This is a genomic window from Phreatobacter sp. (assembly GCF_051860605.1).
Classification (GTDB): Bacteria; Pseudomonadota; Alphaproteobacteria; order Rhizobiales; family Phreatobacteraceae; genus Phreatobacter.
On sequence record NZ_JBHYDR010000021.1, the window covers coordinates 1 to 11774 of the forward strand.

Genomic DNA, 11774 nt, shown 5'->3' on the forward strand with positions numbered 1-11774 from the left:
CGTCTTGCCATGGTCGACGTGACCAATCGTCCCGATGTTGCAATGCGGCTTGTTGCGTTCAAACTTTGCTTTGGCCATCGGTCATGGTCCTTCGGCTGCTGTTGAGGACGGGCGCTCCCGCGTCGCGCGGTCGGTTACGGGTTTTCGCGGTTCTGTTCAAGTCCGATTTTCCCGGACCGGGCCGCCCTCGATCAGCCGGGTGCGGCCGCAGACTGCAAGGGCGCAGTCCCGAAGGCGCCGACGGCCGCCTCCGAGAGCCGCTGGCGCAGCCATTGATGGCCGATGTCGCGGTCATTGCGCTCGTGCCACATCATGTAGTGGAACTGCTCGGCGATCGGCACCGGCGTCTCGTAAAGCGACAGGTTGAAGCCATCGGCCAGCTCCGCCGCGAAATTGCGCGGCAGGATGCCGATCAGATCGCTGCGCCCGGCGATCGCCGCGATCGACCACAGGGTGCCGGTCTGGTAGGGCACCCGCCGCGCGCCCGCCCCGGCCGCGATGTCGCGCTCGATGTGAACCTTCGACTTCAGTTCGTGAATGAAGGTGACATGGCCGTGGCTCATGAACGTCTCGATATCGAGCCTGTCCCGGATGACGGGATGGTCGCGACGGGTGACGGCGACCACGTCGATGGGATTGATCGGCACCATGACCACGCCCGGCTGGCTTGCCTGGTAGGTGTAGCAGGCCAGGTCCAGGGTCCCGGCGATCAGGTCGTCGATGACCTGCCCGCGCGAGGCTGGCCGGTTCTCGATGGTGATGCCGGGCGCATGCGCGTCGATCTCGCGGATCACCAGCGGCATGATGAACGGCTCGAGCGCATCGACGACGACCACCCGGAAGAGGCGCTTGTAGCTTGGCAGGTCGATCTGGCGGCCGGCATTGAGCTGCTCGTCGACGAGGCGCAGCGCGTCGCGCACCGGCCCGATCATCTGCTGGGAGCGGATCGTGGGCCTGACGCCGCGGCCCTCGCGGACGAACAGGGCGTCGTCGAAATGCTCGCGCAGGCGCGCGATGGCGTTGGAGACCGCCGGCTGGGTCAGCGCCAGCTGGCGCGCCGCGTGACTGATGTTGCCGGCCGAATAGACGGCCTCGAAGACGACCAGCAGGTTGAGGTCGAGATGGCGGATGCTCTTGTGCATGACCTGCGCCGGGACAGCAGCCGGGAAATAAGCGTGGCGAATGGTCGTTCGGGCCGGCACCCTAGCTGCGTGCGAACGGGCGAGGCAAGGCCGGCTGCGGCCCGTGTCGGAGGCCGTGCGATTGGCTCCCGGCGCATTTTCGCCGGCTTTTCGCAGGCCTGCCACGCCTTGCGCGTGGCGTTTCCGGTCCACGAGCTATCCGGGCGCACCATTCAGACGAATGATGGTTGCATATAGGGAACTATAATTTTTCGGCCCCCGCGAACACCCTTAGCTTCCGCGTCGTGCTGGCGACCCCCTCGCCGGAGCCCTGTCCCGCGAGGCCGAAAGTGACTGACCGCATCCCTCCCCGTCCCTCCACCCGGCGCAGCGGCCTGCGCGCCGCCTGCCTCGCCGGCCTGTCGCTGACCGCGATGATGCTGGCGCTGTCACAGGCTGCCGCCGTGGATGCGAGCTGGACGGCGGGCGACGGGGAACTCTTCGACGGCACCAACTGGACCGGCGGAACGGTGCCGGACGGCACGGGAACCTTCGACACGCCGGGCACCCGCAACATCACCGCGACCGTGTCGTCCGGAACCTCCCTCACCATCGGCGCGCTGCAGTTCAACGGGGGCACGACCACGACCCTCACACTCGGCAGCCAGGCCGATTCGTTCCTCGCCATCAATGGCGCGGGGATCAGCAGGGCAGTCGGCGCCCAGCTGACCCTCAATCTCCTCGATGGCGGCACGCGGCTCCTGCTGACCAACAATGCCATCCTCCACAATGCCATCGTCAACATGTCGGGACAGATGGGGCTCTCGAACACCGCGAGCATCACCAGTTCGGTGCTCCAGTTCACCAGCTCCGGGCTTCTGGAAATGTCCGATTCCAGCAGCGCCGGCACGGCGGCGATGTCGGTCAATGGCGGCTACGTGGCGTTCATGGGGCAGTCGACCGCGGGCGGCTCGACGATCAACCTGTTCAATGGCGCCACCCTCGAGTTCCGCAACGACTCCACGGCCGGCAACTCGGTCATCACCGCGACGTCCAGCGGTCGGGTGAACTTCAGCGACGGCGCGACGGGCGGCACAGCCTTCGTCGCAATCAATGCCGGCGGGTTCATGGACATCCGGTCGATCTCGGCGATGGGACTGGTGCTGGACCAGCTCGTCGCCAACGGCCAGGTGGATATCGGTTCGAAGAACCTGACGGTCGGCTCGCTCGCCGGTGACGGCCGCATCATCCTTGCCGGCCCGGGAGACCCGACCCCCACCGTCACAGTCGGCAGCAGCAATATGTCGACGGTCTTCGGCGGCGACTTCCTCGGCGCCAGTCTGATCCTGACGAAGGTGGGCACAGGTACCCTCACACTCACCCGCAACAATCCGGCGAATACCACCTTCAACGTCGATGCCGGAACGCTTGCCTTCGGCCTCGGCGCCTTCGGCACAAGTTCGAGCCGCATGAACGTCGCCTCCGGCGCGACCTTCAGCATGGCCGGAGCCGGGGTGGACATCCGCCTCGGCACGCTGACGGGCCTCGGCAATGTCCTGCTCGGCAACCGAACGCTGACGCTCGGCTATACCAGCCCGATCAACGCAGTGTTCGGCGGCGTCATTTCCGGTACCGGCGGTCTGGCGCTGGCCGAGAACGGCACGGTCGCCTTGACCGGCGCCAATACCTATAGCGGCACCACGACGATCGGGCACAGCTCCGCAAGCCTCGCCTTGCAGGGCGCGGGCAGCATCGCGCAGTCGGATCTGGTCAACCTGACGGCTGCCGGCGCGTCCTTCTCCATCGCAGGCACGACGGCCGGGGCCTCGATCCGCAGCCTTGCCGGGGTGGCCGGCTCCAGCGTCGATCTGGGCGCCCGCACATTGACCATCACCGACGGGTGGTCCGCCTATGCCGGGGCCATCACCGGATCGGGCGGCCTGCGCCTGACGGGCGGGTCAACAGGTCTCACCGGAACAAGCTCCTACACCGGCGCCACGACCGTCGACGGCGGCAACCTCCTGGTCCTTGGCTCCATCGCCTCGTCCAGCGGCGTGACGGTCAATTCCGGCGCCATGCTGTTCGGGACCGGCACCGTGGGCGCGCTGACCGTCAACTCCGGCGGCACGGTGATGCCCGGCACGGGCGGACCCGGCACACTGACCGTAGCCGGCAATCTCACCCTGCAGGCCGGCAGCACGGCCGAGTTCCGGGTCACGCCCTCGGAAAGCGCCCAGATCAACGTGCAGGGTTCGGCCAGCCTCGCCGGCGGCGCCCGCATCATCCCGATCGGCGTCGGATTCTCGTTCGGCACCAGCTATTCGCTGCTGCAGACGACCGGCGGGATCACCGGCACATTCGACCCTGTCATGATCGACGGCAGCTTCGGCGACGCGATTACCACCGAGCTCATCTATTCGCCGCTCGGCGTCTCGCTCATGCTGAGCGGCAACGCGCTCGCCCCGCTCCTGCCGGTCGCGACCTCGGTCAATGCGCGCAACGTGGCGACGGCGCTCGATACGGCGGCCACGGACGGCGCCGACATGTCGCCGTTCATGGGCCTCTACATGCAGAGCCCGGCCGCCATGCCGCAGGCTCTCGGCAGCCTTGCCGGCGAGACCGCCACGGCAACGCAGCAGGCCGCATTCAACAGCACCGGCACGTTCCTGAACATGATGCTCGACCCGATGACCGGCGCGCGCGGCGCGACCGCCATGTCGGCCAGCCCCTCGCTCGTCCAGATGGCCGATCCGCCGGCAGGTCCGCGCAATGTCACGGTCGATGCCGGCTGGAGCATCTGGACCAAGGCCTTCGCCCAATCCGGCGCGACCAACGGCGATGCCGGATTCGGCTCGGCCGACACGCGCCACGGGCTCTTCGGCGTGGCCGCCGGTGCCGACCGTCGGCTCTCCCCCAACACGGTGGTCGGCTTCGCGGTCGCCGGCGGCGGCACCTCGTTCGGCCTCGGTCAGGCGCGCGGCTCCGGCACCGGCGACATGTTCCAGGCGGGCCTTTACGGATCGACGCGCCTCGGCGAGGGCTATGCCTCGGCAGCCCTTGCGTATGGCTGGAACAGCTTCCGCGTCACGCGCGACGTCGCTATCGGGGGACCGGCAGAGACCTATGACTCGCGCGTCACCGCGCATACGTTCGGCGGACGGCTGGAGACCGGCTGGCGCATCGGCAGCACTGCCCACGGCCTGACCCCCTATGCCGCCGTCGAGGCCATCGCCTATTCGGCGCCCGCCTATGCAGAAACCTTCGTGGCGCCGACCACCGGCGCCTTCGCGCTGGCCTATGCGGCGCGCAGCACGGCCTCGATCCGGACCGAGCTCGGCGTGCGCGCGGACAGCCGGTGGGCGCTGTCGCCGACCACCACCATGCTGGTCTTCGGGCGGCTCGCCTGGGCCTATCAGGCGCGGCCCGACCGCTTGATCGATGCCCAGTTCCTGGGTCTCGCCAATGCAGGCTTCACGGTCTTCGGCGCCCGCCCCTCGCTCCATACCGCGTTGGCCTCGATCGGTGCCGAGGCCCAGATCGGGCGGGGCACGCGGCTGTCGTCGTCGATCGATGCGGAACTCGGCAGCCGCCATCGCTCGATCCGGGCGAGCCTCGGCCTCAGGCACAGCTGGTAGGGGTGGGGGCTGGAGCGGGTAGCGGGAATCGAACCCGCGTATTCAGCTTGGAAGGCTGCTGCTCTACCATTGAGCTATACCCGCGCGCCGGGGGCGAGTGACCATATTTGGCCGCCGCGATCAAGTGGCGGCTGCGCATCTGCCCTGCCCCAGCCCGTCTTGCCGCATTTTCCGGCGGGGGCTTGAGTGAAGAAGCTCCCGTGCCGGCTGGCGCGTAGCCGGATTCGCCGGTCGGCGGAGCTTTCACGGGTGCCATGTCCGAACTCCCCCGCCCCGCCCCTGTCGGGCGCCTCACCACCGCCGGCCTGTTCCGCATCGCCGCCCCGCTGTCGGTGACGCAGATGGTCGGCTGGGGCACCACGTTCTGGCTGCCGTCCATGCTGGTCGGCCCGGTCGGGCGGGAAATCGGTCTGGTGCCCGAGATCGTCTTCGCCGCGGTCACCGTCATGCTGCTGGTCAGTGCGGTGGTCGCCCCCTCGATCGGCCGGCTGCTGGACCGCAGCGGTGCGCGCTGGCCGATGGTGGCCGGCTCGCTGATCTTCGCACTGGCGCTGGTGGTGCTGTCGCAGGCGGTCGGCACATCGAGCTACCTTGCCGCCTGGGTTCTGGTGGGTATCGGGACACCTCTCGCTTTGTCTCAGGCGGCGGCGGCCGCCATGGTGCAGCGCGCGGGCGCGGGCGCGCGTCAGGCCATCGGCATGCTCATGCTCGTCGGCGGACTGTCATCGACCGTGTTCTGGCCGCTGGCCGCCTGGCTCGATGCCAGTGTGGGGTGGCGGGGCGCATGCCTGGTCTTTGCCGCCATTCACATCCTGGTCTGCCTGCCGATCCACCTGATCGCGCTGGCCCGCCCGTCGCGCGTCGAGTCGACGGTCGACGAGGTCATTCCGTCCGTTCCAGAACCTCCGGCCCTGACGGCGGCGGAGCGCCGCCACGCCTTCATCCTGATGGCCAGCGCCTTCTCGCTGACCGGCTTCGTCTCCTGGGGCCTGCCGCTGCAGATCGTCGAGATCCTCAAGGGCTACGGCCATTCGGTCGCCTTCGCCATTTTCGCCGGCACACTGATGGGGCCGGCCCAGGTCATCGCCCGGCTCGGGGAAATGATCTTCGGCCGCCGCCTCGGCATCCTCATGGTCGGCGTCATCTCGGCGGCCCTCATGCCGCTGGCCGTCATGCTGCCGGTGCTCGGGCCGCAGTCGCCGGTGCTCGCCTGCGCCTTCGTCATCGGCTACGGCCTTGCGGCCGGCGCCATGACCATCGTGCGGGCGGTGGCGCCGCTGGCCCTGTTCGGTGCCGCAACCTTTGCCACCATGAGCGGATGGCTGGCCGTGCCGCAGAGCATCGCCTTCGCCATCGCGCCGATGGTCTTCGCCGCCGTGATGCGCCACTGGGGCTCGACGGCCACGCTGGTGGTCGCCTTCGGCGCGGCGCTCTGCGCGCTGGCCAGCGCCATCATGCTCGAGCGCCACTACCGCGGCCGCGCCGCGGTCTGACCCGATCCATGCTAGGGTTTCGCCACGGCGCCGCGTTGACGATAGTTACAGACGCAACTATATCGCCGTGAGGAGGACGCGCCATGACCCTGCAATATGTCACCGGATTCGTGCCAACCGACGGCCGTGGCGGGGGAACCCTCCAGTACATGTCGGGCTTCGGCAATTCCTTCGAGACCGAGGCCCTGCCGGGCGCGCTTCCCATCGGCCGCAACTCGCCGCAGAAGTGCAATTACGGGCTCTATGCCGAACAGCTGTCCGGCTCGCCCTTCACGGCGCCGCAGGCGACCAACCAGCGCTCCTGGCTCTACCGCATCCACCCTTCGGTGAAACATTCCGGCCGGTTCCGGAAGGTCGACCGCGGCTTCCTGCGCACCGCGCCCGACGCGCGCAACGAGAGCCAGCTGCCCATCGACCAGTTGCGCTGGGACCCCACCCCGATCCCGACCGCGCCGACCACCTTCGTCAACGGACTGAGGACCATCACCACCGCCGGCGACAGCGACACGCAGGTCGGCATGGCCGCGCATGTGCTGGTGGTCAACCAGTCGATGACCAGCGAATACGTGTTCAATGCCGACGGCGAATTCCTGATCGTCGCGCAGGAAAGCCGCCTGCGCTTCTGCACCGAGTTCGGCATCATTGAGATCGAGCCGGGCGAGATCTGCGTCATCCCGCGCGGCATCGTGTTCAAGGTCGAGCTGGTTGACGGCCCGGCCCGCGCCTATGTCTGCGAGAACTATGGCGGGGCCTTCACACTGCCCGACCGGGGCCCGATCGGTGCCAATTGCCTGGCCAATTCGCGCGACTTCCTGACCCCCGTCGCGGCCTATGAGGACCGCGAGGAGCCGTCCACGATCTATGCGAAATGGGGCGGCGAGCTCTATGCAGCCAGCATCGGCCAGTCGCCGCTGGATGTCGTCGCCTGGCACGGCAACTACTACCCCTACAAATATGACCTCCGGCACTTCTCGCCGGTCGGCCCGATCCTGTTCGACCATGCCGACCCGTCGATCTTCACGGTGATGACGGCTCCGTCCGAGACCCCCGGCACCGCCAATGTCGACTTCGTCATCTTCCCCGAGCGCTGGATGGTCGGCGAGAACACGTTCCGGCCGCCCTGGTATCATCGCAACCTGATGAGCGAGTTCATGGGCCTGGTGTTCGGCGTCTATGATGCCAAGCCCGAGGGCTTCGTGCCCGGCGGCATGAGCCTGCACAATTGCATGATGCCGCACGGACCGGATGCGCCGGCCTTCGAACACGCCAGCAATGTCGAGCTGAAGCCGGTCAAGCTCACCGGCACGATGGCCTTCATGTTCGAGACGCGCTTTCCCCAGCGCCTGACCAGATATGCCAGCGAGTTGCCGACGCTCCAGCCGAATTACACCGATTGCTGGGTCGGGCTGAAGAAGCACTTCGACCCGTCGCGGAAGGAGCCGAGATAGGCGAATGGTGAGTGCCGAATGGTGAGTGCCGAATGGTGAGTGGCGAATTGCGAACGGGGGTCACGATGACCTCCTCTCTCCGCTTCGCCGCTCACGACTGGCCATTCGCTACCCGCCAATCGCTACTCGCCCCGTTCAGCTGACCACGGGCAGGTCGACCACGTCGTAGGCATGGACGATGGAGCGCTTGAGCACCGGGTCGGCCAGTTCCATCTCGAAGCGTGCGGCGGGCCGGATGCCACCGATGGCCCCCAGCGTGCCGCCGAACATCAGCGTGCCGGGGGGAAGGCCGGTGGTGCCGGCCCACCGGCCGATGAGGTCCTCGGGCGGGCGCAGGGCGGCAAGCGACCCTTCCTGGTAGAGCACCCGCTCGCCGCCGATCACGGCATGGGAGCGCAGCACCAGTTCGTCCCAGTGCGGAGCCACCTCGTCATGGCGCCAGAGCACCGTGCCGACCGGCTTGGCGCACATCTGCTTGGACAGCGCGATGCCATAGGTCTCCGCCTTGCGGTCGGTGTGGTCGGAGCCGACCGTCACCCACAGCCCGTCGGCCAGAGAGACGATCACCGGCTCGATCTCGCCGGAACTGTCCGGCCCGAGGACCTCGACGCGCTGGGCCTGCGTCACCAGCGACGCCGCGCCCCGGTAGAACACCGGCACCGAGGAGGGCGGCGGCACGCCGATGGCCTGAAGCTCGTGGATGTGGTGCCGGATCGCCGCCTCGTCGCGGCCGGCCCAGCCGGCGATGACCAGCGTTTCGATTGCCGTCGCGATGGTGTCGGTGCGATCGCCGGCGTGGCGGGTAAAGGTCAGCATGGCGGTGAGGCCTCCTGACGCACACCGATAGCCTGCCGACAAGCAACGCGCCACGGCCTGACCGCAGCCCGCATGGCTGCCCTCCCCGTCAATCTTAATGCTAGCAGGCGGTTGCCGCTTCGGCAGGCTTGGGGTTTGATCCGGCCAAAGCGATGAAGGAAACAGCCATGCAGCCGATGAACCCGGGAATTACCAAGGCCGGAACGGGGATCGACGGGATCGTCTGGAACATTCTCGGCCAGACCTATGTGCCCAAGCAGGTCAGCGAGAGCTCCATGTCCTGGCACGCCACCTTCCCGCCCGGCACCTTCGTGCCGCCGCACATCCATCCGACCCAGGACGAGTTCATCTACATGCTGGAGGGCCGGTTCGATCTCATGCTGGAGGGCAAGGAGTTCGTTGCCACCGCCGGCGACCTGATCCGCCTTCCGATGGGCCAGTCGCACGGCATCTTCAACAAGACCGACCAGACGGTGAAGTGCTTCTTCTGGGTCGCCCCGACGCGCCGGCTGTACGACCTGTTCTGGGGCATTCATTCGCTGGCCGAGCAGACGCCGGATGCGGTGGTGGCGCTCGCTGCCAAGCACGAGGTGGTGTTCCTGCCGCCGCCGCCCGATGCATGATCGTTCCTAAATGGGATTTTGGTCCTTGACAACGTGACGATGGTTTGGTAGATTCCCGCTATGTTCGGTCAGTGCGCCTGAGCCGAGGCGGCTGTCCGATGACGGGGTGACGCGTCGGGCTCGCAGGGCCCCTTCGCTTCCTCAGCGGGCCGGCCGCGCCTGCGACCAGGTGACCAGCGCGACGCCGGCCACCACCACGAGAGCGCCGGACCAGGTGGCCAGCGGATAGCGTTCGCCCAGCACGAGAGTGCCGGCGATGAGGCCCACCGCCGCCGCGGCATAGCCGATCTGGCTGAGATAGACCGGTCCGCCGACCTGCTGCAGGCGGAAGAACATGGCAAGGTTCGCGCCGGTCAACAGGATCTGGGCGCCGATCAGGACGGGCACGGCGAGCACGCCGCCAAGGCCGGACAGCCCCTCCCCGCCGGCAAAGACCGCGGCGAACAGCAGCCCGGTGGCCGTGAGATTGATGGCCGAGGCCAGCGCCAGCGGATCGGCACCGGGTGGCCATTTCTGCGAACGGTAAACATTCCCCGCGGCAAGGCAGACGGGGATCGCAAGGCCGAGCAGAACCCAGAGCAGGGAAGCGTCCGACCCGCCTCCATCGCCGCGGAAGGCGATGATGACCAGCACGCCGGCAAGCCCCACCGCGATGCCGACGGCGCCGAGCAGGGCCGGCAGGCGCCGGGCGACCAGCGAGGCAATCGTCAGCGTCAGGATCGGCGACAGCGCGAACATGACGGCGGTCAGGCCGGCGCCGATCTTCGGGATCACCACGAAGACGATCAGGTTCGGCACCACGAACGAGACGAGTGCGGCGACCAGATAATAGACGCCGTGACGGCCGGACGGCGGGCGGCCCTGCGCCAGGGCGCCGATGGTGAGCAGGACGCTGGCCCCGAGCGTCGAGAGAAAGACCCAGGAGGCCGGCTGCACGCCAGCGGCGGCCGCCAGCTTCTGCAGCGGGAAGGTCGCGCCGAGGCAGATGCCGCAGCCGAGAAGGAGAAGGGCTGCCTCGCGCATGCGGCCGGAGATCATCGTGCAGGTCCGTGGAGCGGGGCGGCGAGGCGACGCTCACGCCGCTTTGCGGTTGACCTTCTCCTGCGAGAAGCCCGCCGTCGAGGCATAGCCGCGCACGATGGCCTTGCGCTCCTCGAAGGGAAGCACCGTGTCGATATCGGTGAAGCCGTCCGGCGCCCTCGCCTCCACCGCGTCGATGACGCCCTCCGGCCCGCCGCGGCGATTCATGCGGACGATCTCGGCGGTCATCGGCAGGCGCTCGCGCTCATAGGCCGACAGCGCCTGGACCGGGTGCTCGGCCGCCACCAGCAGGTCGGCGAGGCAGCGGGCATCGAGGATCGCCTGCGAGGCCCCGTTCGAGCCGACCGGATACATGGGATGGGCGGCATCCCCGAGCAGGGTCACGCGGCCGTGGCTCCAGCGCGGCAGCGGATCGCGGTCGCACATCGGATATTCCCAGAATTCCGGCGTCGCCTCGATCATGCGCTGGGCATCGAGATAGGGGATCGAGAAGCGCTTCAGCCAGGGCATGATGTCCTCGAAGCGGCCGGGCCGCGACCAGTCCTCGCGGCGCGGCGGGGCGGCATTGGCCTCGCCGATCTTCGCCGCGATCGCCCAGTTGGTCAGCTTGCGGCCGGGCGCGAAGCCCTCCGCGATCGGGTAGATCACGAGCTTGGCGCTCATGCCGCCGGCGATCACCATGGAGCGGCCGGTGAGGAAGTCCGGCCAGTCCAGCGCCCCGCGCCAGAGCATGATGCCGTTCCAGGCCGGCGGCCCCTCGTGAGGAAACAGCTTTGCCCTGACGGTGGAATGGATGCCGTCGGCGCCGATCAGCACGTCGCCGGTTGCGGTGCGCACATGCCGGCCCTCACGGTCGAAGAACCAGGCGGTGACGCCGCTCTCGTCCTCGCGCCATGCGCCCAGCCGGTGGCCGGTGAAGATGTGGCTCTCGCCGAGGCGGGCGCGCGCGGCCTGGTGGATCACCGTCTGCAGCCGGCCGCGATGGATGGAGAATTGCGGCACGTCGAAGCCGGCCTCCAGCCCACGCGGCTCGCGCCAGATCTCCTGGCCGAAGCGGTTGGTGTAGATGAGTTCGTGGGTGCGGATGGCGACGTCGTCGAGGCGCTTGAGCAGGCCGAGGCCCGCGAGTTCCCGGATGGCATGCGGCAGGGTGTTGATGCCCACCCCCAGTTCGCGGATCTCGGAGGCCTGCTCGAACACGTCGCAGGCAATTCCGCGCTCGTGGAGCATGAGGGCGGTGGTCAGTCCCCCGACGCCGCCGCCGACGATGATGGCCTTCATGGAATACTCCCCGACGCGAAGGCAAAAACGCTGATGGCAGCATGGCTTGTCATGCCCGGAGAGGCAAGCCGCGGCGCTCCATCCTGAGCACAACATGACACGGAAATTCAGCGGGGGTTCAGCGAGTTGGGCCGAGGGTTAAGGCGGTGCCGGGACAACCGCCGGCGCGGCTCGCCTCGCCGAGCCGGCCGGATACACCTCCAGCCTTCGGGGAGACGGCAATGAGCCTGACGATACGACATCTTGGACTGGCCTTCGGGGCGCTGGCGCTTGGCGCCATGGCCCTCACGCCGCTGCCTGCACGGGCAGCCTCCGT

The 11774-nt window shown here is 68.2% G+C and carries 8 protein-coding genes and 1 tRNA gene; 4 read left to right on the forward strand and 5 right to left on the reverse strand.

Translation table 11 applies throughout. The annotated features are described in order from the left end of the window. Nucleotides 1–191: 191 nt before the first annotated feature. On the reverse strand, nucleotides 192–1142 hold the full coding sequence (locus tag ACTIFS_RS21560) for a LysR family transcriptional regulator (RefSeq protein ID WP_439576183.1): 951 nt from the start codon (nucleotides 1140–1142) through the stop codon (nucleotides 192–194). Between the two features lie 329 nt (nucleotides 1143–1471). On the opposite strand from ACTIFS_RS21560, the gene ACTIFS_RS21565 reads away from it, so the two are divergent. Continuing rightward, entirely contained in the window at nucleotides 1472–4756 is a 3285-nt protein-coding gene (locus ACTIFS_RS21565; protein ID WP_439576184.1) for an autotransporter outer membrane beta-barrel domain-containing protein, read from the forward strand. A 10-nt stretch (nucleotides 4757–4766) separates the two neighbouring features. On the opposite strand, the gene ACTIFS_RS21570 is transcribed toward ACTIFS_RS21565, so the two are convergent. After that, nucleotides 4767–4840 (reverse strand) — tRNA-Gly (locus tag ACTIFS_RS21570). Nucleotides 4841–5010: 170 nt separating this feature from the next. Between ACTIFS_RS21570 and ACTIFS_RS21575 the strand changes: the two genes are divergently transcribed. Next, nucleotides 5011–6249: an MFS transporter gene (locus tag ACTIFS_RS21575; RefSeq protein WP_439576185.1), complete on the forward strand. Its 1239-nt coding sequence runs from the start codon at nucleotides 5011–5013 to the stop codon at nucleotides 6247–6249. Between the two features lie 83 nt (nucleotides 6250–6332). Further along, nucleotides 6333–7697, forward strand: coding sequence for a homogentisate 1,2-dioxygenase (hmgA, locus tag ACTIFS_RS21580; protein ID WP_439576186.1), 1365 nt, complete (start codon nucleotides 6333–6335; stop codon nucleotides 7695–7697). 135 nt (nucleotides 7698–7832) lie between these two features. Here the strand turns inward: hmgA and ACTIFS_RS21585 are convergent, their stop codons facing one another. After that, nucleotides 7833–8513, reverse strand: coding sequence for a DUF2848 domain-containing protein (locus ACTIFS_RS21585; protein WP_439576187.1), 681 nt, complete (start codon nucleotides 8511–8513; stop codon nucleotides 7833–7835). 167 nt (nucleotides 8514–8680) lie between these two features. Here ACTIFS_RS21585 and ACTIFS_RS21590 point away from each other — a divergent pair, with 167 nt between their 5' ends. Further along, nucleotides 8681–9136 (forward strand): cupin domain-containing protein, encoded by a 456-nt coding sequence (locus ACTIFS_RS21590; RefSeq protein WP_439576188.1) that lies wholly within the window; start codon nucleotides 8681–8683, stop codon nucleotides 9134–9136. A gap of 141 nt (nucleotides 9137–9277) precedes the next feature. Here ACTIFS_RS21590 and ACTIFS_RS21595 read toward each other — a convergent pair whose 3' ends face one another. Both ACTIFS_RS21595 and ACTIFS_RS21600 read right to left on the reverse strand, forming a co-directional pair. Further along, nucleotides 9278–10174, reverse strand: a complete 897-nt coding sequence (locus ACTIFS_RS21595; RefSeq protein ID WP_439576189.1) for a DMT family transporter — start codon at nucleotides 10172–10174, stop codon at nucleotides 9278–9280. Between the two features lie 36 nt (nucleotides 10175–10210). Then, nucleotides 10211–11458: a flavin-dependent oxidoreductase gene (locus ACTIFS_RS21600; protein WP_439576190.1), complete on the reverse strand. Its 1248-nt coding sequence runs from the start codon at nucleotides 11456–11458 to the stop codon at nucleotides 10211–10213. Between the last annotated feature and the right edge of the window lie 316 nt (nucleotides 11459–11774).

Excerpts from the sequence above, each read along its gene's own strand:
- ACTIFS_RS21560 (WP_439576183.1), bottom strand. The coding sequence starts at position 1,142 with ATGCACAAGAGCATCCGCCATCTCGACCTCAACCTGCTGGTCGTCTTC.
- ACTIFS_RS21575 (WP_439576185.1), top strand. The coding sequence starts at position 5,011 with ATGTCCGAACTCCCCCGCCCCGCCCCTGTCGGGCGCCTCACCACCGCC.
- hmgA (WP_439576186.1), top strand. The coding sequence starts at position 6,333 with ATGACCCTGCAATATGTCACCGGATTCGTGCCAACCGACGGCCGTGGC.
- ACTIFS_RS21585 (WP_439576187.1), bottom strand. The coding sequence starts at position 8,513 with ATGCTGACCTTTACCCGCCACGCCGGCGATCGCACCGACACCATCGCG.
- ACTIFS_RS21590 (WP_439576188.1), top strand. The coding sequence starts at position 8,681 with ATGCAGCCGATGAACCCGGGAATTACCAAGGCCGGAACGGGGATCGAC.
- ACTIFS_RS21595 (WP_439576189.1), bottom strand. The coding sequence starts at position 10,174 with ATGATCTCCGGCCGCATGCGCGAGGCAGCCCTTCTCCTTCTCGGCTGC.
- ACTIFS_RS21600 (WP_439576190.1), bottom strand. The coding sequence starts at position 11,458 with ATGAAGGCCATCATCGTCGGCGGCGGCGTCGGGGGACTGACCACCGCC.